Consider the following 21,931-nt stretch of genomic DNA (forward strand, 5'->3'; position numbering starts at 1 on the left):
TGTGACGGGGGTGGGCGGAGGCACAGGGAGCGGTCTCGGGAGGGGAGTGCCGCCGGTCGCGCCGGTGCCCTATCGTGGGGGTCCGCGAGCGCCGCGGTCGACCCGGAACGGACCCCGAATGACCTCACCGATCGCCGCACCGCCGCGGCGTCCGGCCGACATCCACCTCCTCCGCCTGCTCGGTCCGGCGCTGGTCGCCGGAGTCGCCTACCTCGACCCGGGCAACGTCGCCAGCAACATGACGGCCGGCGCCCGGTTCGGCTACCTCCTGGTCTGGGTGGTGGTGCTCGGCAACCTGATGGCCTGGCTCATCCAGTACCTCTCGGCGAAGCTCGGCCTGATGACCGGCCGCAGCCTCCCCGAGCTGCTCGGCGACCGCCTGCGCGGCCGCTGGGGCCGCCGGGCCTACTGGCTGCAGGCCGAGACGGTGGCGATGGCGACCGACCTGGCCGAGGTGATCGGCGGCGCGATCGCGCTGAACCTGCTCTTCGGACTGCCGCTGCTGGCCGGCGGCGTGGTCACCGGCGCGGTCTCGCTGGTGCTGCTGCTCGTGCAGACGCGGGGCGGGGCGCAGCCGTTCGAGCGGGTGATCACGGCGCTGATGGTGCTGATCGCCGTCGGCTTCACGGTCGGCGTGGTCGTCGATCCGCCGGACGCGGGCGCGACCGTCGCCGGTCTCGTGCCGCGCTTCGAGGGCTCGGAGTCGGTGCTGCTCGCCGCCTCGATCCTCGGCGCGACCGTCATGCCCCACGCGATCTACGCCCACTCCGCGCTCGCCCGCGACCGCTTCGGCCACGTCGAGGGCGTCGGCGCGCGCCGGAGGATCCTGGTCGCCACCCGGATCGACGTGACGATCGCGCTCGCCATCGCCGGCACCGTGAACCTCGCGATCCTGCTCCTCGCCGCGCACTCCCTCGCGGGAGTCGCCGGGACCGACAGCCTCGAGGGCGCCCACGCGGCCATCGGGGCGGCGCTCGGACCGGTGGTCGCGACCCTGTTCGCCGTCGGCCTGCTCGCCTCCGGCCTCGCCTCGACCTCGGTCGGCGCGTACGCGGGGGCCGAGATCATGCACGGTCTGCTCCAGGTGCGGGTGCCGCTCGTCGCCCGTCGTCTGGTCACGCTGATCCCGGCGCTCCTGGTGCTCGCGATCGGCTTCGACCCGACGCGCGCGCTGGTGCTCAGCCAGGTGGTCCTGTCGTTCGGCATCCCCTTCGCGCTCGTGCCGCTCGTGATCCTGACCCGCGACCGCCCCCTGATGGGCGACCAGACGAACCGCTGGTTCACCACCCTCGCCGCCGCCCTGGCCGCCGTCTTCCTCATCGTCCTGAACGGCCTGCTGCTCTGGCTCACCTTCGCCCCCTGAGCGGAGCGGCGGCGCATCCTGCGGATCGAGCGGGCCCGTTGGGCATCCCGCTGATCGAGCGGCCCGCTCCTCGGGCGCATCGAGATCCCCCTGACCGCGCATTGATCCGATCCGAAGCCTCGCTCGTTATCCTCTGAGAGCGCCTCTCAGGCGCCTGCGCCCGCCCCAGGCGCCTTCCGCCCTCAGAACGAGAGACGCCGCCGTGCCCAAAGACACGATGTCCGCCAAGAATCGCGCCCGACAGGAGAAGCTCGAGGCCTACAAGCGCGAGCAGGACCGCCGCAAGCGCGGCTCCCGCATCTGGATCTGGTCGCTGTCGGCCCTGGCCGTCCTCGCGGTCGGCGGGATCGTCGCGGTCACCGTCTTCGGGAACCAGCAGATCGTCGAGGCGCGCGAGATCGACGGCCTGCAGACCTTCGACAACGACGCCACCCACGTCGCCGGCGCCGTCGACTACCCGCAGACCCCGCCGGCGGGCGGACCGCACAACGCCGTGTGGATGAACTGCGGCGTCTACGACGAGCCCGTCCCGAACGAGAACGCGGTGCACGACCTCGAGCACGGCGCCGTCTGGGCCACCTACGACCCCGAGCTCCCGCAGAGCGAGGTCGACGCGCTGATCGCTGCGATGCCCGACACCTACTCCGTCGTCTCGCCCTACGAGGGCCTCGAGTCGCCCATCGTGCTGAGCGCCTGGGACGCCCAGGTCGCGATCGACTCGCCCGAGGACCCCCGCATCGACGCCTTCGTCGAGCGCTTCTGGCAGTCCTCGAGCGCTCCGGAGCCCGGCGCCCCCTGCACCGGAGGGATCGATGCGCCCGGCAAGCAGTAGGGGCCGGATCCTCGTCGCCGCGGTCGCCGTGGTCGCGCTCCTCCTCGGGGCGGCCGGCGGCTACCTCTTCGGCGCGCTCGCCCCGTTCGCCTCCGCGGTGACGCCCTCGAGCGCCAGCGCCGAAGCGGGCTTCGCGCGCGACATGCAGGTGCACCACCTGCAGGGCGCCGAGCTGGCGATGATCGCCCGCGAGCGCAGCGCCGACGACGAGGTCCTTACCGTCTCGAAGGACATCCTGCTCACCCAGCAGCAGCAGGCCGGGCAGCTCTTCGGCTGGCTGAACTCGTGGGGCCTGCCGCAGGCTGCTCCGGAGCCCTCGATGACCTGGATGGGCCGGCCGACCCTGGCCGGAGCCGCCGACGAGCACTCGTCGATGGGGATGGGGACCGAGGACGGCGTCGTGCCAGCGAGCATGCCCGGTCTCGCGACACCGGACCAGATCACCGCCCTCAGCAGCGCGTCGGGCCGAGACTTCGACCGGATGTTCCTCGAGCTGATGATCGCCCACCACCGCGGCGCGATCGACATGGCCGAGGCGCTGCTCGCCCGGAGCCGCGTGACGGTCGCCACCGACTTCGCCTCCTCCGTCGTGAAGGCCCAGGAGGCCGAGATCTCGCTGATGGAGCAGATGCTCGAGGACCGGCCGGTGGAGTGACCGCCTCCGGCGCGCACGACATCGGCTGAGACTGGTGCGCCTCCCTCACCGGGGAGTGGCACGTGCTCTCCGCCGACGCCGTGCACGGAGCCGGAGCCGGAGCCGATGGAGGGCGCGTGCCGCCGCCGCGGTGGAGGCCTCTCCTCAGGCATCGCGCACGACGACCACCCTTCGCTCCGGCCGGCTGCACGTGCACTGAGTGGAATCGCCTTGCCCCGACCGACAGATGCCGGTTGGATGCTCCCGGCGCCCCGATCATCAGGGCGCGAGACCACCGCGAGGAGCAGCACATGACCGATCCCAGCCCGTCCGCGACCTGGCCTCCGCCGCTCCCGTCGACGGAGGACAGGAGGCGGAAGCAGGACCGCCGTCGCCGTCGCGTCCCGCTCGTCGCACTGGTCTGGGCGTCCGTCGGAGCCCTCGTGGTCGGAACCGCCGTCGGCGGCGCGGGCGGCGCCTCCGACAAGACCGAACTGGAGGAGCGGCTCGCGGCCGTGCAGCAGCAGCTGAGCACGGCGGAGGACTCGCTCGACGAGCAGACCGAGGCGCGCGCCGGGGCCGAAGCCGAGCGGAGCGCCGCCGAGGCGTCGGCCGCAGGACTTCAGCAGCGGATCGACACGATGACGGCCGACGCCGCCACCTCGACCACGACGCTGGCGAGCCGCGACGCCCGGATCGCCGAACTCGAGGCCGCCGCCACCGCAGCTGCCGCCGCCGCCCCGGTCGCGGTCGCCGAGGTCGCTCCCGCCGCGGCCCCCGCCGCAGCAGCGCCGGTAGCCGCCTCGACCGGAGGAGCAGGAGCGGCGTTCTACGCCAACTGCGACGCCGTCCGTGCCGCCGGGGCCGCGCCGATCCGCATGGGTGACGCCGGCTACAGCCGCAAGCTCGACCGCGACGGAGACGGCGTCGGCTGCGAGTAGCCCCGCGAAGTCCGGCCGCCGATCCGCGGCTCAGCCCTGGAGGGCCGACTCCGTCTGCTGTGCGTAGAGCGAGGCGTAGAGGCCGCCGAGGCCGAGCAATTCGCGGTGGGTGCCCGATTCGACGATCCGTCCGCCCTCGACCACGTGGATGACGTCGGCCGACACGATGGTCGAGAGCCGGTGAGCGATCGCGATGGTGGTGCGGCCGCGGGCGGCGTCGTCGAGCGCGGTCTGGACGATCCGCTCCGAGACGGTGTCGAGGGCGCTGGTCGCCTCGTCGAGGATGAGGACCGCCGGGTCCTTCAGCAGGACGCGGGCGATCGCGAGCCGCTGCTTCTCGCCTCCGGAGAGCCGGTAGCCACGCTCGCCGACCAGCGTGTCGTAGCCGTCGGGGAACGACGTGATCGTCGCGTGGATGTTCGCGGCGCGGGCGGCCGCCTCCAGCTCCTCCTGCGTCGCGTCGGGGCGGGCGTAGCGGAGGTTGTCGCCGATCGTCGCGTGGAAGAGGTAGGTCTCCTGGCTGACGATGCCGATGTGCGAGACGAGCGACTCCTGCCGCAGCTCGCGCACGTCGGTACCGGCGAAGCGCACCGCTCCCCCGGCCACGTCGTAGAGGCGCGGGACGAGGTACGAGATGGTGGTCTTGCCCGCGCCGGAGGGACCGACGAAGGCGACGAACTGGCCCGGCTCGATCGCGACCGAGACGTGGTCGAGCGTCGGGCGCGCGTCCTGCGCCTGGTCGGGGTAGCGGAAGACGACGTCGTCGAGCTCGACCCGGCCGAGCTCGCCCGAGACCTCGCGTGCATCTGCCCTGTCCGTGATCGCCGGGCGCAGGTCCAGGTACTCGAAGATGCGGGCGAACAGCGCTCCGGCCGTCTGCAGGTCGAGCGCGACGCGCATCAGGCCCAGGAGCGGCCACATCAGGCGCGCCTGCACGGTGGTGAAGGCCACGACGGTCCCGGCGGTGACGGTGGTGCCGCCGAGGATCAGCCAGGCGGCCACGAGGTACACGATCACGGGGATGACGGAGAGGAAGATCTGCACCATCGCGAAGAACCACTGGCCGGACATCTGCTGCCGCACCTGGAGCTCGATCTGCCGGCCGTTCTCGTCGGCGTAGCGCGTCACCTCCGACTCCTGGCGGCCGAAGCTCTTGGCCAGGAGGATGCCCGAGACGCTCAGGGTCTCCTGGGTGATCGCGGTCATCTCGGACAGCGACTCCTGCGTCTTCGTCGCGATGCGCGCCCTCACCTGGCCGACGCGGCGCTGGGCCACGACGAGCACCGGAGTGAGGACGAGGGCGACGATCGTCATCTGCCACGAGAGCAGGAGCATCGCGACGACGGCCGCGATCACGGTGACGGTGTTGCCGAGGACGCTCGAGACGGTGTTCGTGAGCACGTTGGCCACGCCGCCCACGTCGTTGGCGAGGCGCGACTGGATGACGCCGGTGCGGGTGCGGGTGAAGAAGCCGAGCTCCATCGCCTGCAGGTGGCGGAAGAGGCGGATGCGCAGCTCCCCCATGACCGTGTTGCCGACGGTCGCGGTGAGGTAGGTCTGCCAGACGCCGAGGATCGCCGAGAACGCCCAGACCAGCACCATGACGCCGACCAGCTCGAGCAGCACCGGGAGGTTCGGGCGTCCGCCTGGCGGGAAGAGCCCACGGTCGAAGGCCAGCTGAGTGAGGAGCGGGGGCACCACCGTGAGGGCGGCGCCGACGAGCACGAGGATCACGGTGAGCGTGAGCTTGGGGCGGTGGTCGCGGAAGAGTCCCGCGATGCGCCGGAGCAGGTCGTCGACCTTCGGAGCCGCCGCGTTGATCTCCCGCTGGCTGTCCGGATCGCTGCTCGAGATCCTCCCGCCGCGCGCCCCTCCGCGCATCCCGCCGCCTGCCGCGACGTCACCCATCCTGCTCACGGCTCGACCCTAGCCCCGCCCGTCCCCGGACCCCCGCCCTTCCGCCCACGGCGAAGTCGTGCAAGCCCGCGCCGCGCCGACGCGCCGTCCCGCACCCGATGCCCGTGCCGGGTACCTCCCCGGTGCCCGGTCTCGCCACGCCGCTCCACCGCTACTCGACCACCATGGGGTCCGCAGGTCTCGATACGCCGCTCCGCCGCTAGCCGCCCCCGGCCCGAGACGGCCGCCGCAGGCGCCGCTCCCCGTCGCCCGCCCCCGGCGCCGTGCCTCAGTCGGCCGCCCCCGGCGCCGTGCTCCCCTGGTGGCCGCCCCCGGCGCCACCGCACGACGAAGGCCCGGGTCCTGCGCAGCAGGACCCGGGCCTTCGTTCGTGCACCCTATTCCCCCCGACGAGCAGTGCTGACGGCCCGCGGGGGTGTCGTGGGCAAGGCGGAGGAGGAGAGCTGTAGCGGAGCTACCGCCGACGACGACAACGCCGCCCACGGCACCCCCGCGGGTCGTCAGCCCTTGGTGGCGCCGGCGAGGAGGCCGCGGACGAAGAACCTCTGGAGGGAGAAGAACACGATGAGCGGCACGATGATCGAGATGAACGCGCCGGCCGTGAGCAGCTCCCACGATTGGCCGTAGGAGCCGGTGAGGTCCTGCAGCGCCTTCGTGATCGGCAGCCCCTGTCCGGAGGTGAAGACCGTCGCGACCAGCAGGTCGTTCCAGACCCAGAGGAACTGGAAGATGCCGAAGGAGGCGATGGCGGGGACCGAGAGCGGGAGCACGATGCGGAAGAAGATCTGGCCGTGTCCGGCGCCGTCCACTCGTGCCGCTTCGATGACCTCGCCGGGGATCTCGGAGATGAAGTTGTGGAGCATGAAGATCGCGAGCGGGAGCGCGAAGATCGTGTGCGCGATCCACACCTTCGCGTAGGAGCCGTCCAACCCGTTCACCCCGAGGCCGGGGAGGATGTAGAGCCCTCCGATGCGCAGGCCGTCCGAGAACAGCTGCAGCAGCGGCACGAGCGCCATCTGGATGGGGACGATCTGGAGCGAGAACACGAGGACGAAGAGCGTGTTGCGGCCCTTGAAGTCGATCCAGGCGAACGCGTAGGCGGCGAGGCTGGCGATCGTGATCGGGATCAGCGCCGCCGGCAGCGTGATGACCAGCGAGTTCACGAACGCCTTGCCCAGGGTCAGGCTGTCGCCCGAGTTGAGCGCGTTCGCGTAGTTGTCGAGGGTGAAGCCGGGGTTGGCGAAGATCGTCCACCAGCCGGTCGTCTTGATGTCGTTCGCGGGGCGGAACGACGAGATGAACAGGCCGAGGGTGGGGACGGTCCAGATGACGGCGATGATCAGCGCGGCGAGAGTGGCGCCGCGCGACGTCGCCGCCTTCTTCACCTTGCCGCTGGCCGCCTCGATCCTGGACTCGCCGCGGGCGAGCGCGCGCTCGGTGCTGCGGTCGACCGGAACCTGGATCGGAGTGGGCGTGACGCTCATCGGATCTCCCTCTGCTTGGCGAGCTGGCGGGCGTTGTAGACGACGATCGGGAGCACGAGCAGGAACAGGATGACCGCGAGGGCCGCGCTGTAGCCGCTGCGGGCGCCGAGCTGGAACTGGCGGACCATCTCGAACGCGAGGACCGTGGTGTCGGAGCGGCCGCCGGTCATCGCCGAGACGATGTCGAAGACCTTCAGCGACGCGATCGAGATCGTCGTGAGGACGACCACGATCGAGGAGCGGATGCCGGGGACGGTGACGTTCCAGAAGGACTGCCACGCGCTGGTGCCGTCGAGCGAGGCCGCTTCGAGCTGCTCGGAGGGGACGCCCTTGATGGCGGCGGAGAGCACCGTCATGGCGAATCCGGCCTGGGTCCAGATGAGGACGACGACGAGGAACAGCGTGTTCCACGGCTCGAGTCCCAGCCAGTCGACCGGCGGGGCGCCGAAGGCGGTGAGGATGCCGTTGAGGAGGCCGATCTGCTCGCCCTGGCGCACGTCGTAGAAGAACTTGAAGATGATCGACGCGCCGACGAACGAGATCGCCATCGGCATGAAGACCAGCAGCTTGAAGAACTTCTCGCCGCGGCTCTTGTCGATGAAGACCGCGTAGGCGAGACCGATCGCGGTCGCCGTGATCGGGGCCAGGAGCACCCAGACCACCGTGTTGAGGAAGGCGGTGATGCCGTCGGGGCTGGTGAAGACCCAGACGAAGTTGTCGATGCCGGCGAATCCGGAGCCGTCGTTCTTCATGAACGCGTTGATGGCCGTCGTGATCGTCGGGTAGATCAGGCCGATGAGGATGAAGAAGGCGGCCGGTGCCATGAACGCGATGAGCTGGAGTCCGTAGCCCGCGCCTTTGCGGGACCGGAAGTCGAGCAGGAACAGCGCGCCGCCGATGACGGCGGCCACCACCGCGACCCAGAGGACGGAGTTGTAGAGGCCGAAGACCAGCAGGAGGACGACCGGCAGGACGACCGTCACCGCGAGCCGGAGGACCGTGTAGCCGGTGCCGCGGCGGGGCGCGATCTCGACGAAGAAGAGGATGAGCGCCACCACGGCCGCGAAGGCCAGGAGGATGAGCGGGATCTGCGCGAGCGGCGGGATTCCCGCCAGCCATTGGAAGAACCCCGAGATGGTGATGGGGGACATGGACGCCCTTTCGAGTGCGACTCTGGACTCAGGAGGGGCCCGGCCCCGGGATCCGTGGATTCGGGGGCCGGGCCGTCACAGCTGAGCCGCCACTCGGGAGCGGCGGCTCTGCTCCGCTGCTAGGAGGTGTAGCCGGCCTGGATCTCCTCGAGCGCCTGGTCGGTGCTCGTGCCGTCGATCCAGTCGACCATGCCCTTGAAGAAGCTGTCCGAGCCCACTGCCTTCGGCATGAGGTCGGACGCGTCGAAGCGGAACGTGGTGTCCGGGTTCTGGAGGATCGCGATGGAGTCCTTCAGGACGTCGCTGCCCGCGTTGGCCGGGTCGAGACCGGTGTTCGCGGAGATGACGCCGCCAAGGGAGACGCGGCTGTTGGCCCAGTCGGCGCTGGCCAGGTACTCCTGGACCTTCGCGGTGTCCTCGTCGTTCGAGAACGCGGCGACCATCTCGCCACCACCGGTGACGGCCTGGGCGTCGTCGGCCTTGACCGGCGGGGTGAGGAAGGCCCACACGTCGCCGTCCTCGGCCACGTTGGCGCCGGCCGAGGTCAGGAAGCCCTCGAAGAACGAGGCCTGGTGGGTCAGCGCGCAGGTGCCGTTCGCCATGTTCTGGGCGACGTCGCCGAAGGCGGTGGAGTTGATCGACTTCACGTCGCCGTAGCCGGCGTTGACGAGGGTCGGGTCGAGGAGGATCGATCCGACGGAGTCGAACGCGGACTTGATGGCCGGGTCGGTGAAGGGGGTGTCGCCCGCGACCCAGGAGTCGTAGACGTCGGGGCCGGCCTCGCGGAGGACGGCGTCCTCGATCCAGTCGGTTCCGGGCCAGCCGGAGGCCTCACCGGAGTTGAAGCCCGCGCACCAGGACGGTCCGCCGGTCTTCTCGGCGATCGTCTTGCCGAGCGCCTCCATCTCGTCCCACGTCGTGGGAACGGAGACGCCCCACTCCTTGAACTTGGCCGGGGAGTACCAGATGTAGCCCTTGACCGACGCCATCAGCGGCGCGCCGTACTGGGTGCCGTCGACCTGGCCGTACTTCTGCCAGTCCTCGGACCAGTTCTGCTTGACGTTGGCGAGGGCGCCCTCGGGGAGCTCCTGCACCTTGCCGGAGGCGACGGTGTCGGCGAGCAGACCCGGCTGCGGGAAGATCGCGAGGTCGGGGGTGTCGCCACCCTGGACCTTGATGCCGATCTGCTTCTCGAACTCCTTGTCGCCCGTGTACTTGATCTCGATGCCGCTCTCCTTCTCCCAGTCCGCCCAGGACTGCTCGAGAAGGGTGGCCTCGTCGCCGTTGATGGTGCCGTAGACGTTGACGACGCCGTCGGCGGTGCCGACCGCGCCGGCCGAGCTGCCGCCGCCGGCGTTCGGGTCGTTGGGGTCATTGCTGCTGGAGCAGCCCGCGAGTGCGATGCCGGCCGCTGCCAGAACGGCGACCGGGACGGTGATACGGCGGTGCAGGGATGACCGCATTCTTCCTCCTCATTGAGTGGTGGAACCAGCCGAGCAGGCCGCTCCTCGCCGATCGGAATCGGGAGGCTGTGGCGGCTCGAAGCGTGTGCCGCGACGACTCGGATGCTGGTGATGGCGATGCCAGGAGGAACTCCGAGCGGATCACCGGATTCGTGTGGGTGGGCTCCCACGGAGGGAAACCTTTCCACAAGAACGATGAAAGCACAACGCCGGTGATAGAGCGCTCTCTGAGATAACGATTCGGCGTCAGAACAGCGATCGCGGGGCCGGGGCCGAGCGGAGATCGATCTCGGCGCGACGCCCGGCCGCCGGGCGGGGTATAACTTCCTGGAACCGTTTCCAGCATCGAGGCCGGACGGTCGGGAGGAACGCCGTGCCAGGCATCGAAGAGGTGGCCGAGCTCGCAGGAGTGTCGAAGGCGACGGTCTCGCGCGCGCTCAGCGGCCGGGGCTACGTCTCCGCGGGGACGAAGCAGCGCGTCGAGCGCGCCGCGACGAGCCTGGGCTACGTCGTCTCCGCCAACGCCTCCAGCCTCGTCACCGGCCGCAGCAACAACATCGCCGTGATCATCCCGATCATCAACCAGTGGTTCTTCGCCGGGATCATCGAGGGCATCGAGCGCGCCCTGCTCGCCGCCGGCTACGACCTGCTCCTCTACAACATCGACAAGCACCTCGACGCCCGCCGGAGCGTGTTCGAGTACTACCTCGTCCGCAAGCGCGTCGACGCGATCGTCGCCGTCACGCTCGAGATCTCGCCGCACGAGACGGAGGCGCTCCTCGCCCTGGGCAAGCCCATCGTCGGCATCGGCGGCGAGCTCCCCGGCATCCCCACCTTCAGCATCGACGACGTCGCCGCCTCCCGCCTCGCCACGGAGCACCTGCTCTCCCTCGGCCACGAGCGGGTCGTCCACATCGGCGGGCTCGCGGAGGAGGAGATGGACTTCCACGTCCACACGCAGCGCCGCGACGGCTTCCGCCAGGCGCTCGCGGCCGCCGGCCTCGAGCCGGGCGCGCAGGACATCGTGCCCACCACCTTCGACATCCCCGGCGGGCACAGCGCCGGACGGCAGGTCCTCGGCGACCCGCGGACCCGGCCGACGGCGATCTTCGCCGCCTCCGATGAGATCGCGATCGGGATCATCCTCGCGGCGCGCGAGCTCGGCCTCTCGGTGCCCGAGGACGTCTCCGTCATCGGGATCGACGACCACCCCCTCGCCGAGCTCTTCGGTCTCAGCTCGATCCGCCAGGACCCGCGCCAGCAGGGCGAGCTCGCAGTCGCGCTGGTGCTGGACGCGCTGGCCGCCCTCGGTCGCGGCGAGCCCCCTCCCCCGGCCCGCCACACGCTGATCCCCGCCTCGCTGGTGATCCGCACCAGCACCTCGGCGCCGCGGGGGGCGAGAATCGGAGCATGAGCGACTCCGACACCCCCACCGTCCGCGACGTCCCCGAGCGGTCCCGCTTCGTGATCGAGGTCGGCGGCACCCCGGCCGGCTTCGCCGCGTACACCCGTCAGGGCGACGAGGTGACGCTCACCCATACCGTCGTCGACGACGCGTGGGAGGGCCACGGCCTCGGGAGCATCCTCTCGCGGGCCGCGGTCACCGCGATCACGGAGGCGGGCGGCACGGTCGTCCCGCGCTGCCCCTTCGTCGCGGCCTGGCTGCGCAAGCACCCCGACGTCGACGCCCGGGTCCGCTGGCCCGAGGACTGACTCACTCCGGGGGCGTCCTGCTCCCGATCTCCTGGAGCGCCCAGGTGTTGCCGTCCGGATCGGCGAAGTACGCGTACTGCACGCCGCCCAGGTCCTGGACCTCGCTGATCTCGAGCGAGCGGCCGACGAGCTCCGCGCGAGCGGCGGCGATGTTGTCGACGACGAGGTGGAGGGAGCGGACGACGCCCTCCTCCGGACCGGGGCCCATCCCGCTGCCGACCACGATCGAGCAGGCCGAGCCGGGCGGGGTGAGCTGGACCACGCGCATCGCGGCGGAGGGCCGCACGTCGTGGTCGAGGTGGAAGCCCATCACCTCCGTGTAGAAGGCGACCGCGCGGTCGACGTCGCCGACGGGGAGGGGGACGAGCTCGAGTCGCATCTGCACGCGACCAGTGTGCCGCGCGGCGGAACCGCGCGGGAGGGGTCAGTCCCGCGGGCCGACGACGAGGCGCTCGTGCATGATCTCGACGGCGCGCTCGAGGACGCGGCGGTCCTCGAGGGTGAGATCGGCGAAGATCGGCGTCAGCGCGTCGCCGAGGTCGGTCCGCCAGGCGTTCAGCGCGTCCGCGCCGGCGGGAGCCAGGCGGATCTGCCAGGCGCGCGCGTCGAGGGGATCGGCGATCCGGTCGAGCCAGCCGGTCTCGACGAGGTTCTTCACGATCTTGGTCATCGTGGGCTGCGAGACGCGGCTCTGGGAGGCGAGCTCCCCCAGGCGCATCGGGCCCATCGAGAGGAGCACCGAGAGCGTGCGCCAGACGGCCTGCGACTCCTGGTTGCCGGTCGCCTGGGCGGCGAGGCGGGTGATCCGGTGCGTCACCGAGACGAAGTCGCTCAGGAGCTCGCTGAGCGAGACCTCGCTGGGCGGGACGTCGCGGGCGGGGAGCCCGGCGAGCAGATCGTGAGCAGTCACGCTCCGATCCTAGGGGCGCGTGCCTCGAACGGCCGGGAACGACGAAGGGCGCCGCCTCCGAGGAGACGACGCCCTGCGTCTGCAGGCGGGCCTGCATCACCCCGACGAGCGACCGGCCGGAGCCGGCACCCGCGACGGGTGAAGGGAATTACTTGACGGTGACGGTCGCGCCGGCGCCCTCGAGCTGAGCCTTGGCCTTCTCGGCGGTCTCCTTGTTGACGGCCTCGAGGACCGCCTTGGGGGCACCGTCGACGAGCGCCTTCGCCTCACCGAGGCCGAGGCTGGTGAGGGCGCGCACCTCCTTGATGACCTGGATCTTCTTCTCGCCGGCGGCCTCGAGCACGACGTCGAACTCGGTCTGCTCCTCGACCTCTTCGGCGGGGGCGGCCGGGCCGGCCACACCGGCGGCGGCGACGGGCGCCGCAGCGGTGACCTCGAAGACCTCTTCGAACTTCTTGACGAACTCCGAGAGCTCGATGAGCGTGAGCTCCTTGAAGGCCTCGATGAGCTCGTCCTGCGTGAGCTTTGCCATGATTTTTCTCCTTGTTTTTCTTTGTCTACGAACCGCGCGCGCACTGCTTCCCGGAAGGGGAAGACGTCAGCTCGCGGACTCCTGCTTCTCGCGCAGCGCCTCGACCGTGCGAACGGCCTTCGAGAGCGGAGCGTTGAACAGATATGCGGCGCCGAACAGCGAGGCCTTGAAGGCGCCGGCGAGCTTGCCGAGCAGAACTTCGCGGGACTCGAGGTCGGCGAGCTTGCCCACCTCTTCTGCGGTCAGCGGGTTACCGTCGAAGTAACCGCCCTTGACCACGAGGAGAGGGTTTGCCTTGGCGAAGGCACGCAGCGACTTCGCGACGGCGACAGGGTCGCCGTGCACGAACGCGATGGCCGAGGGGCCAGCGAGCTCGTCGTCGAAGGACGAGATACCGGCGTTGTTCGCCGCGATCTTGGTCAGCGTGTTCTTCACCACGGCGTAGGTTGCGTGCTCACTGATGTCCTTGCGCAGCGTCTTGAGCTGAGCAACAGTGAGACCGCGGTACTCGGTCAGCAGAACGGCCGTCGAGCTCTGGAACTTCTCCGTGAGTTCGGCAACCGAGGCTTCCTTGTTCGCCATGGCTACTCCTGTGAATTCTCGTGCCGGTAGCCCGAAGGCAGGCAAAGAAAAAAGCTCCGGCACAGGGGCGCGGAGCTTCGGGATCGCGGTGAGGCGGAACTGAACTCGTGCACCTGCGCGGGCAATTCGCTTCGCGAATCCTTCGTCCGGTGGCGATCCGCGGGGCCGGGGCCCTGCTCGTGCGCACACCGGAAACCGGCGGTCTTTGGCTTCGGGAAGCGTACGTCATCGCGGCGCGCGGGCGCAAGTCGAGGAGGAGGGTCCTCGCGCGGGATGCTGGAGGCATGACCGGCCCGACCCCCGACTCCGCCCGCGACGTCGACTCCGCGATCGCCTCGGTGGAGGGCGAGCTCAGCACCCTCTTCAACCGTGTGCGGGCGGCGATGCGCTCCTACGCCGAGCGTCTCCACCCGGAGCTGACGCCACTGGGCTACAAGACGATCTCGGCGCTCGAGCGCCGCGGACCCGTGCACTCGGGCGTGCTGGCCGAGCTCCTCGAGATGGACAAGTCGGCGCTCAGCCGCCAGATCACGGCGCTCGACCGCCTCGGCTTCCTCGAGCGCACCCCCGACCCGCAGGACGGCCGCGCCACGATCCTCTCGGTGACTCCGGCGACCGCCGCGCGGCTGCGCGAGATCCGCAGCTCGAACCAGGCGCTGATGCACGAGGAGCTGCGCAGCTGGGCGCTCGCCGACGTCGAGCTCTTCGCCTCTCTCCTGCACAGGATCAACGACCTTGACATCTGACGCTTAGCACCCCGTCCGTTCGGGGACAATCGCCGGACGCCGCCCGCTCGACTGCGTAGTTTCGGAGGCGATGGACCAGCACTCCTCCTCTCTCCTCCCCCACGACGTCGACGGCGCGCTCGGCTTCGCGCGCGGTCTGAGCGCCGACGCGCTCCGGCCCGGCACCGGTCGCACCGCCGAACTGCACGGTCTCCTCGAGCGCCTCGCTCGGCACGACCTCGGCGTCGCGCGTGCGGTGGAGCCGCACCTCGACGCTCTCGCGATCCTCGGCGAGGCGGAGCTCGACCCGTCCGGACTCGGAGTCGCCGCCGACGCCGCCTGGGGGGTCTTCGCGGCCGAGGGAGGTGGGGATCCTCTGGTCGCCCGCGAGAGCGACGGCGACTGGCTGCTCGACGGAGTGAAGCCCTGGTGCTCGCTGGCCGACCGCCTCGACGCCGCCCTCGTCACCGCCCACGTGGGGAACGGCTCCGGCGAGCGCCGCCTCTTCGCCGTGGCGCTGCGCGACGGGACGGCGACGCCGGAGCAGGACGCCTGGCACGCGCGGGGCCTGACGGAGGTGCCCAGCGGACCGGTCCGCTTCTCCGGCACCCGCGCCGTCCCCGTGGGCGACGCCGGCTGGTACCTCTCGCGACCCGGCTTCGCCTGGGGCGGCATCGGCGTCGCCGCCTGCTGGCACGGCGGAGCCCTCGGAGTCGCGGCCGCCGTCGCGGCAGCGGCCGCCCGACGCGAGGACCCGCACCTCCTGGCCCACCTCGGAGCGATCGACACGGCGCTCTCCGCATCGCGCCGGGCACTGGACGAGGTCGCCGCGGCGGTCGACGCGGGCGAGGCCGACGGCCCCCGCGGCTCGCTGCTCGCCAAGCGCGTGCGGGCGAGCGTCGCCGGAGCGGTCGAGGAGATCCTGCTCCGCGCCGGCCGCGCGCTCGGCCCGGCTCCGCTCGCCCTCGACGCCGAGCACGCCAAGCGCGTCGCCGACCTCGCGCTCTACGTCCGCCAGCACCACGCCGAGCGCGACGACGCCGCTCTCGGCCGCGCCGTGCTCGCCTCGGGCGAGGCGGCCTCCTGGTGAGCCGGCCCTTCGACGGGCGCCTCGAAGGCACTCCTCTCGAGCGCTGGACCGCGGACGGCCGCCGCGACCGCCTCCCGGAGCTGACCCTGCCCGACGGGATCCGGCGCGTCCTGGTGGTCGTGGCGCATGCCGACGACGAGACCCTCGGCTGCGGCGGCACCATCGCGCTCGCGCGTCGGCGCGGGATCGCGGTCGACGTCGTCGTCGTGACCGACGGAGCCGCGGCCCACGGGGAGCGGGACGCGGACCTCGCCGCCGAGCGCCGGCGGGAGGCCTCGGACGCACTGGCGGAGCTCGGCCCCGGCATCGGGCTCGCCTTCCTCGACGTGCCGGACTCGGCGACCCCGGAGCACCACGAGCGCATCGCACGCGAGGTGCGCGAGCGGGCGGCCGGCGCCCCCGGGACCGTCCTGCTCCTCTCCACCTGGACCGGGGACGGGCACCGGGACCACCGCGTGGTCGGCGAGATCTGCGCGGAGGTCGCGCGCGAGCGCGGGCAGCCGCTGCTCGCCGCGCCGATCTGGCTGTGGCACTGGGCGGACCCGGAGGACCCCGAGGTGCCGTGGGGCGATCTCGTGCGCCTGCCGCTCGACGACGAGCTGCTCGAGCGCACCCGCCGCGCCCGCTCCCGCTACCCCAGCCAGACCCGCCCCGCGCCCGACGGGACCGGTCCGGTGCTCCATCCGCTCTTCCTGCGCACCTTCACCGGGGACGACCGGCTGGTGAGGATCGCATGAGCTACTTCGACGAGCTGTACGCCCGCCACGAGGACCCGTGGGGGTACACGAGCCGCTGGTACGAGCAGCGCAAGCGCGCCCTGACCCTCGCGAGCCTGCCGGAGCAGCGCTACGGCTCCGTGCTGGAGATCGGCGCCTCGATCGGCGTGCTGGCCGAGGCGCTGGCCGACCGGGCCGACCGCCTGCTGGCGATCGACGTGTCGAGCGCCGCCGTCGAGCGCGCCGCCCGCCGCCTCGCTCCGCTCGAGCACGTGCGGGTCGAGCACCACGACATCACCCGCGGCGTGCCCGAGGGTCCGTTCGACCTGGTCGTGCTCTCGGAGGTCGGCTACTACCTCGGCGACGCCCTCCCCGGCGTGCTGCGCACCATCCGCGACGCCCTCGCCCCCGCGGGGGAGCTCGTCACCGTGCACTGGCGGCATCCGATCGAGGGGCTCGCTTTGGACGGCGACGCCGTGCAGTCCGCCGTGGCGGAGCTGGGCCTGCACCGCCTCGCCCGCCACGAGGAGGAGGACGTCCTGCTCGAGGTCCACGCCCGCGACTCCCGCTCGGTCGCCCGCCGGACGGGGCTGGTGTGAGCCGGCTCGCGCAGGTGCTGGTCGTCGTCCCGGCCCTCGACGAGGAGGAGCGGATCGGCGGCCTGATCGCCTCCGTCCGGGCGAGCGCGACCCACCTCGCCCATCGGGCGCCCGGAATCGGGATGCGCCTCGTGGTCGCCGCGGACGGCTGCTCCGACGCGACCGTCGAGCGGGCCCGTGCCGCCGGCGCCGAGGTGCTGGAGCTCGCCCGCTGCGGAGTCGGCGCCGCCCGCTCCGCCGGGATCGCGCACGCCCTCTCCTCCGTCACCGCTCCGCTCGAGCAGGTGTGGATCGCCAACACCGACGCCGACACCGTGGTCCCCCGCGACTGGCTGGCCGCCCACGTCGAGCACTCCCGACGGCACGACGCGCTGCTCGGCACGGTCCGGCCCGACCCGGCCGACCTCTCCCCCGGTGCCTACTCGCGCTGGCGAGACGTCCGCGCGCGGGAGGAGTCGATCGGCAGCATCCACGGCGCGAACCTCGGCGTCCGCGCGAGCGCATACCTCGCGGCGGGCGGCTTCGGCCGGGAGCCGCTGCACGAGGACGTCCTGCTCGTCGAGCGGCTGCGCGCGAGCGGCGCCCGGGTCGGAGCGACGGACCGCGGCGAGGTGGTCACCTCCGGCCGCCGCGACAACCGGGTCGAGGGCGGCTACGGCCACTACCTCAACGCTCGCTTCCCGTCCGAGACGTCTCCGGCCTGCGGCTGAATCGGGTACACGCGCACGCGGAACACGATGCGAGGGGTCCCTGTCAATGGTCGGGCCGTGGTTTGTCACGGATTGCGCAGGAGAGTCAAATGGGTGTCGAGCACGACCCGGTGCTCTCCGATGGAAGGGTCACCGCATGAATCCCCGCCTCGTCCTGCTGGCACTGGTCGCCTTCACCGCCTACGTGTTCGGCTCCCGCGCCGGCCGTGGCCGCTACGAAGAGCTGCGCCACCTCGCACTCGGCGTGTGGAACGACCCGGCCACGAAGAAGACCCGCAAGAAGCTCAAGAAGACCTCCAAGCGCGAGGCCAAGCAGCTCACCGCCATCGCGAGCAAGGCCCGCGACAAGGTGCAGCGCCGCCTCCGCTGACCCCCGCTTCCACGACTCACCGGACACCGGCCCGCCGGTGTCTCCGCTCGCATCGGAACGGCCGATCGAGCACGAACTGAAGGAGAAACATCATGGGCATCATCAGCTGGATCATCCTCGGCCTCATCGCCGGGGCGCTCGCCAAGCTCATCCTCCCGGGCAAGCAGGGCGGCGGATGGATCATCACGATCGTCCTCGGCATCGTGGGCGCGCTGCTCGGCGGCTTCCTCAGCACGCTGTTCGGCATCCAGGACGCCGTCAACGGCATCAACATCGTGAGCATCATCGTCTCCGTCGTCGGTGCGATCGTCGTCCTCCTCATCTACGGCGCGATCGTCGGCCGCAAGTCCCGCGCGTAAGTCGCGCTCCCCGAAGGCCCCCGGCATCCGTGCCGGGGGCCTTCGGCGTTCCCGGGAGGGCACACCGGTGGTCGGGGGATCCGACTCCTCCTCCGCGGGGAAGCTGGATGTCCGCCGAGCGCGCAAGGGGTTGATGCTGGGAGCCGCAGGCGATGGACTGGAGGCACGACGGCGCGGCTCCACTGCGCCCTCGCCCCGACGAAAGGACGTACTCGCTCATGAGCGACGACACCGCAACGGTCCCCACGATCACCCTGAACAACGGCGTGGAGATCCCGCAGCTGGGCTTCGGCGTGTTCCAGATCGACCCGGCCGAGACCAAGGACGCGACCCTGGCGGCCCTCGAGGTCGGCTACCGCCACATCGACACCGCCGAGATGTACGGCAACGAGGCGGGCGTCGGCGAGGCCGTCCGCGCCTCCGGCCTCGACCGGTCCGAGGTCTTCGTGACCAGCAAGCTCAACAACGGCTTCCACGCCCGCGAGGACGCTCTCGCCGCGATCGACGTCACCCTCGGCGAGCTGAAGTTCGACTACGTCGACCTGTTCCTCATCCACTGGCCGCTCCCGAACGTGGGCGACTACCTGGAGACCTGGAAGGCGATGGAGGAGATCTACCGCAGCGGCAAGGCGAAGGCCATCGGCGTCTCCAACTTCCAGACCAACCACCTCAACCGGCTCCGCGCCGAGGCGACCATCGTCCCGGCCGTGAACCAGATCGAGGTGCACCCCTACCTCGTGCAGCAGGAGCTCCGCGCCTACGGCACCGAGCACGGCATCGCGACCGAGGCCTGGTCGCCGATCGCGCAGGGCCTCGTCCTCGACGACGACACCATCACCCGCATCGCGCGGAACGTCGACCGCAGCCCGGCGCAGGTCGTGCTCCGCTGGCACATCCAGCGCGGCGACATCGTCTTCCCGAAGTCGGTCACCCGCAAGCGCGTGGAGGAGAACTTCGCCCTCTTCGACTTCGAGCTCGACGACGAGGCGATGACCGACATCACGGCGCTCGACCGCGGCCACCGCACCGGCCCCGACCCCGACACCTTCAACTACATCCCGAGCTGATCCTCGGCTCCACGGAGCGCGCCCGGCCTGCAGTCATCCTGCGGACCGGGCGCGCTCGTGCGTGGGGCGGCGAGCCGAGCCGCGCACGAACAGGGCGGGTCTCGAGACGCCGCGCTGCCGCTCCTCGACCGGCACGGTCACGGGCCGACCGCACCCCTGCTGATCGAGGAGCGGGCGCAGCCCGCGTATCGGGATCCACCCCACCGACGAACAGCGCGGATCCCGATGCGCCGGGCCCGCGGGTCAGCCCTGCTGCGAGTCGCGCCAGGAGTGCTCGGGGGCGTAGCCGAGGACCTCGCGGGCGTGGTCGATCGAGAGCAGGGTGCCGGTTGTCCCGAGGTCGCCGCGCAGCTCGACGCCGGGGAACACCTCGGCCACCAGCTCGGCGTTGGGGCGCGTCATCACGGTGTCGGCCGCGGCGATGATGAAGCGGTCGAACCCGGTCGTCTCGGCGAGCAGCGCCTTCTCGACCGCCTGCGCTCCGTCGCGTCCGTCGATGTAGCCCCAGAGGTTCCACTTGCGCAGCAGCGCGTCGGAGTCGAACGACGGGAACTCGGCGTAGTCGGCCTCGTCCATGACGTTCGAGAAGCGCAGGCCCGTGATCTTCAGGTCCGGGTGCCAGCGGCACAGCTCGATCGCCATCTGCTCCTCGAGGTGCTTGGTGAGCGAGTAGACCGACTCCGGGCGCGCCGGGTACTGCTCGTCGACCGGGATGTAGGGCGGCGGGACGTCGAAGGGCAGGCCCAGCACGGTCTCGCTGGAGGCGTAGACGACGTTGCGGATGCCGGCACGGATCGCTCCGTGGAAGGCGTTGAACGTCGCGATCATGTTGTTGTGGAACGTGGCGACGTCGGGCACGAGGCCCGGCGCGGGTATCGCGGCGAGGTGCACGAGCGCGTCGATGCCCTCGTACTGGTCGTTCACCGACTGCAGCGCGTCCACGACCTGGCCGTAGTCGGCGATGTCGATGCGGACGAAGCCCGCGCCGCGGTCCCCCGCGCGGTCCAGGTTGAAGACCTCGTGCCCGGAAGCGCGGAGGCGGGTGACGACGTGGCGGCCGAGCTTGCCGGATCCACCGGTGACTGCGATTCTCATGCTCGAACGCTAACGGGCCTGAGCGACGAGGGACGAGGGTTGCGGATCAGCTCCGGGCATGGAGCGAGATCGCGCCGCCGACCTCGGGCGTCGTCTCGTCGGCGACGAGCTCCGTCCAGCGGCGGAGCACGGCGGCGCCGGCCGCGTCGTTCACGGCTCCGTCGACGACGAGGACCGGGTAGGGCTTCTCGGGCACGCCCTCTGTGGGCCGCACGTCGACGTGGGCGACGTCGTAGGCGTGCTCGAACAGCCAGTCGGCCATCGCGTAGTCGCTCCGGGAGTCGCCGACCGTGCGCCAGCGCTGCGGGATCGCGCCGGTCGCTCCGAGCAGCTCCACGGCGCGCTGGGCGCCGAGGTCCTTGCCGAGCCGGTTCGACTCGATGTCGGTCGAGATGACGGTCGGGTCGATGCGGAAGTCGACCGTCCCCTCCTCGTTCGGGTACCGGATGCCGCGGCGCTCGACTCCGAGGCCCGCGGCGGTCATGATCTGCAGGGCGTCGGCGTCGAACACGAGCTGGCGCTCGAGGTAGTCCTCGCTCGGCAGGTCGACCAGCTGCTCGGCCGAGACCATGGCGCGCTTGGTCTCGTCGAAGAAGACCAGGTCGTCGTAGTCGGAGCGGATCATCCGCTCGAGGTCGCGGGCCACCGGCTCGGGGATCGCGAGCGACTCGTCGACGATCGGCTCCGAGGTGCCGCGGTAGTCGACGGTGAACCAGACGGCGCCCTTCTCGCAGACGCAGACGATGCGGGCCTCGGCCGAGACGCCGCGCTCGAGGAGCGCGGGCAGGACCCGCTCGCGCAGGAACGCGTCGGAGCGGCCCGTGTTGAACACGATCGGGATGCCGGCGTTGGCCAGGGTGACGAGGTCGTCGGCGATCTCGGGGATCGAGATCGTGCGCGTGACGGGGCTCGCGATGGGCCCGTCGACGTCGAGGAGCAGGCCGAGCGGAGGGGGTGTGGAGGTCATCGTGTCCCATTCTGCCGTGCCGGGGCCGCTCGACGCCTCCGTGACCGCCTCCGCGCGGGCGGAGCGGTTCAGGAGGCGGGGACGACGAGGGTGCGCTGGGCGGTGGTGCCGTCGGGAGCGAGGACGGCGAGGGTGATCAGGGTCTCGGAGTCGCGGCAGACGGCGGTGACGGCGGTGTAGCCGGACGCCGCGAGGTCGACGGGCTCGCCCGCGCTCGCGTCGGTGGTACCGACGGCCAGGCGGGCGGTGGCACCTCCGCTCGTCTCCCACGACAGGGCGAGCGGGACGGAGGCGGTGCGGTCGCCCTCGCAGTCGACGGAGGCGGGGGTGGAGGCGAAGGAGACGATCGCGGGAGGAGCATCGGATCCGGTGCCCGGCTCGGTGCCGGACGGAGCGGCGGAGACCGTCGGTGCGGGGGCGGCGGCGCCGTCGGCCGCCTCCGCGGAGCCGGGAGCGGCGGACGTCGCCGGAGCGGTCCCGGACGGCGCCGAGGACGGGCCCGCGGACGCCGTGGCTGCGCCGGGCGCTCCCCCGCCGGCGGGCCGGACGAGCAGCACGATCGCGAGGACGACGGCGACGAGTCCGAGGGCGGCGAGGACGATCCCGGTGGTGCGGGCGGAGCGGGACGGCATCGGTCCTCCTGGGACGGGACGGGACGGGCGGAAGAGACAGGGGGCGCGGGGCCGGACAGACGCGACCGACGGGCGGGAG

The 21,931-nt window shown here is 71.5% G+C and carries 25 protein-coding genes; 14 read left to right on the forward strand and 11 right to left on the reverse strand.

Going from position 1 to position 21,931, the window contains the following annotated elements:
• Positions 1-118 precede the first annotated feature (118 nt).
• The 4 genes from C5C71_RS11940 to C5C71_RS11955 all read left to right on the forward strand — a co-directional run bounded on the left by C5C71_RS11940 (position 119) and on the right by C5C71_RS11955 (position 3,770).
• Positions 119-1,363, forward strand: coding sequence for an Nramp family divalent metal transporter (locus tag C5C71_RS11940; RefSeq protein ID WP_104337754.1), 1,245 nt, complete (start codon positions 119-121; stop codon positions 1,361-1,363).
• 202 nt (positions 1,364-1,565) lie between these two features.
• Complete coding sequence (locus tag C5C71_RS11945; protein ID WP_244230507.1) at positions 1,566-2,195, forward strand: DUF3105 domain-containing protein; 630 nt, start codon at positions 1,566-1,568, stop codon at positions 2,193-2,195.
• Complete coding sequence (locus C5C71_RS11950) at positions 2,176-2,850, forward strand: DUF305 domain-containing protein (protein ID WP_104337755.1); 675 nt, start codon at positions 2,176-2,178, stop codon at positions 2,848-2,850. The genes C5C71_RS11945 and C5C71_RS11950 overlap by 20 nt, the downstream gene beginning before the upstream one ends.
• A gap of 290 nt (positions 2,851-3,140) precedes the next feature.
• Positions 3,141-3,770, forward strand: a complete 630-nt coding sequence (locus C5C71_RS11955) for an excalibur calcium-binding domain-containing protein (protein ID WP_104337756.1) — start codon at positions 3,141-3,143, stop codon at positions 3,768-3,770.
• 30 nt (positions 3,771-3,800) lie between these two features.
• Here C5C71_RS11955 and C5C71_RS11960 read toward each other — a convergent pair whose 3' ends face one another.
• From C5C71_RS11960 to C5C71_RS11975, 4 genes are all read right to left on the reverse strand, one after another.
• Positions 3,801-5,678, reverse strand: coding sequence for an ABC transporter ATP-binding protein (locus C5C71_RS11960; protein ID WP_104337757.1), 1,878 nt, complete (start codon positions 5,676-5,678; stop codon positions 3,801-3,803).
• A gap of 509 nt (positions 5,679-6,187) precedes the next feature.
• Complete coding sequence (locus C5C71_RS11965) at positions 6,188-7,171, reverse strand: carbohydrate ABC transporter permease (RefSeq protein ID WP_104337758.1); 984 nt, start codon at positions 7,169-7,171, stop codon at positions 6,188-6,190.
• Complete coding sequence (locus C5C71_RS11970) at positions 7,168-8,322, reverse strand: carbohydrate ABC transporter permease (protein ID WP_181027270.1); 1,155 nt, start codon at positions 8,320-8,322, stop codon at positions 7,168-7,170. Before C5C71_RS11970 ends, C5C71_RS11965 begins: the two co-directional genes overlap by 4 nt.
• A 119-nt stretch (positions 8,323-8,441) precedes the next feature.
• On the reverse strand, positions 8,442-9,785 hold the full coding sequence (locus tag C5C71_RS11975) for an ABC transporter substrate-binding protein (RefSeq protein WP_104337759.1): 1,344 nt from the start codon (positions 9,783-9,785) through the stop codon (positions 8,442-8,444).
• 373 nt (positions 9,786-10,158) lie between these two features.
• Here C5C71_RS11975 and C5C71_RS11980 point away from each other — a divergent pair, with 373 nt between their 5' ends.
• Both C5C71_RS11980 and C5C71_RS11985 read left to right on the forward strand, forming a co-directional pair.
• Positions 10,159-11,199, forward strand: coding sequence for a LacI family DNA-binding transcriptional regulator (locus C5C71_RS11980; protein WP_104224337.1), 1,041 nt, complete (start codon positions 10,159-10,161; stop codon positions 11,197-11,199).
• Positions 11,196-11,498, forward strand: coding sequence for a GNAT family N-acetyltransferase (locus tag C5C71_RS11985; protein WP_104273430.1), 303 nt, complete (start codon positions 11,196-11,198; stop codon positions 11,496-11,498). The genes C5C71_RS11980 and C5C71_RS11985 overlap by 4 nt, the downstream gene beginning before the upstream one ends.
• A gap of 1 nt (position 11,499) precedes the next feature.
• Here the strand turns inward: C5C71_RS11985 and C5C71_RS11990 are convergent, their stop codons facing one another.
• From C5C71_RS11990 to rplJ, 4 genes are all read right to left on the reverse strand, one after another.
• The gene (locus tag C5C71_RS11990; protein ID WP_181065703.1) at positions 11,500-11,883 is read right to left on the reverse strand and encodes a VOC family protein; all 384 of its coding nucleotides are present in this window, start codon (positions 11,881-11,883) and stop codon (positions 11,500-11,502) included.
• A 39-nt stretch (positions 11,884-11,922) separates the two neighbouring features.
• Positions 11,923-12,408 (reverse strand): MarR family winged helix-turn-helix transcriptional regulator, encoded by a 486-nt coding sequence (locus C5C71_RS11995; RefSeq protein ID WP_258059518.1) that lies wholly within the window; start codon positions 12,406-12,408, stop codon positions 11,923-11,925.
• Between the two features lie 148 nt (positions 12,409-12,556).
• The gene (gene rplL, locus C5C71_RS12000) at positions 12,557-12,940 is read right to left on the reverse strand and encodes a 50S ribosomal protein L7/L12 (RefSeq protein ID WP_104224335.1); all 384 of its coding nucleotides are present in this window, start codon (positions 12,938-12,940) and stop codon (positions 12,557-12,559) included.
• Positions 12,941-13,006: 66 nt separating this feature from the next.
• A complete protein-coding gene (gene rplJ / locus C5C71_RS12005) occupies positions 13,007-13,522 on the reverse strand; it encodes a 50S ribosomal protein L10 (protein WP_055791018.1) in 516 nt (171 codons plus the stop codon).
• A gap of 284 nt (positions 13,523-13,806) precedes the next feature.
• Here rplJ and C5C71_RS12010 point away from each other — a divergent pair, with 284 nt between their 5' ends.
• The 8 genes from C5C71_RS12010 to C5C71_RS12045 all read left to right on the forward strand — a co-directional run bounded on the left by C5C71_RS12010 (position 13,807) and on the right by C5C71_RS12045 (position 19,158).
• The gene (locus C5C71_RS12010) at positions 13,807-14,268 is read left to right on the forward strand and encodes a MarR family winged helix-turn-helix transcriptional regulator (protein ID WP_104224334.1); all 462 of its coding nucleotides are present in this window, start codon (positions 13,807-13,809) and stop codon (positions 14,266-14,268) included.
• Between the two features lie 70 nt (positions 14,269-14,338).
• Positions 14,339-15,337, forward strand: coding sequence for an acyl-CoA/acyl-ACP dehydrogenase (locus C5C71_RS12015; RefSeq protein WP_104337761.1), 999 nt, complete (start codon positions 14,339-14,341; stop codon positions 15,335-15,337).
• On the forward strand, positions 15,334-16,074 hold the full coding sequence (locus C5C71_RS12020; RefSeq protein WP_160033802.1) for a PIG-L deacetylase family protein: 741 nt from the start codon (positions 15,334-15,336) through the stop codon (positions 16,072-16,074). The genes C5C71_RS12015 and C5C71_RS12020 overlap by 4 nt, the downstream gene beginning before the upstream one ends.
• Complete coding sequence (locus tag C5C71_RS12025; protein WP_104234596.1) at positions 16,071-16,652, forward strand: class I SAM-dependent methyltransferase; 582 nt, start codon at positions 16,071-16,073, stop codon at positions 16,650-16,652. The genes C5C71_RS12020 and C5C71_RS12025 overlap by 4 nt, the downstream gene beginning before the upstream one ends.
• A complete protein-coding gene (locus C5C71_RS12030; protein ID WP_104337762.1) occupies positions 16,649-17,362 on the forward strand; it encodes a glycosyltransferase family 2 protein in 714 nt (237 codons plus the stop codon). Before C5C71_RS12025 ends, C5C71_RS12030 begins: the two co-directional genes overlap by 4 nt.
• Before the next feature lie 136 nt (positions 17,363-17,498).
• Positions 17,499-17,732 (forward strand): hypothetical protein, encoded by a 234-nt coding sequence (locus C5C71_RS12035; RefSeq protein ID WP_104227476.1) that lies wholly within the window; start codon positions 17,499-17,501, stop codon positions 17,730-17,732.
• A gap of 92 nt (positions 17,733-17,824) precedes the next feature.
• Entirely contained in the window at positions 17,825-18,091 is a 267-nt protein-coding gene (locus C5C71_RS12040; protein WP_104224330.1) for a GlsB/YeaQ/YmgE family stress response membrane protein, read from the forward strand.
• A gap of 218 nt (positions 18,092-18,309) precedes the next feature.
• On the forward strand, positions 18,310-19,158 hold the full coding sequence (locus C5C71_RS12045) for an aldo/keto reductase (RefSeq protein WP_104224329.1): 849 nt from the start codon (positions 18,310-18,312) through the stop codon (positions 19,156-19,158).
• Positions 19,159-19,401: 243 nt separating this feature from the next.
• Here C5C71_RS12045 and C5C71_RS12050 read toward each other — a convergent pair whose 3' ends face one another.
• The 3 genes from C5C71_RS12050 to C5C71_RS12060 form a co-directional block, all read right to left on the reverse strand.
• Positions 19,402-20,253 (reverse strand): NAD(P)-dependent oxidoreductase, encoded by an 852-nt coding sequence (locus C5C71_RS12050; protein WP_104227477.1) that lies wholly within the window; start codon positions 20,251-20,253, stop codon positions 19,402-19,404.
• Positions 20,254-20,299: 46 nt separating this feature from the next.
• Positions 20,300-21,220, reverse strand: coding sequence for a hypothetical protein (locus C5C71_RS12055; RefSeq protein ID WP_104337763.1), 921 nt, complete (start codon positions 21,218-21,220; stop codon positions 20,300-20,302).
• Positions 21,221-21,288: 68 nt separating this feature from the next.
• The gene (locus C5C71_RS12060; protein ID WP_104337764.1) at positions 21,289-21,852 is read right to left on the reverse strand and encodes a hypothetical protein; all 564 of its coding nucleotides are present in this window, start codon (positions 21,850-21,852) and stop codon (positions 21,289-21,291) included.
• Positions 21,853-21,931 lie beyond the last annotated feature (79 nt).

Source organism: Rathayibacter sp. AY1C1, assembly GCF_002932105.1.
Lineage (GTDB): Bacteria > Actinomycetota > Actinomycetes > Actinomycetales > Microbacteriaceae > Rathayibacter.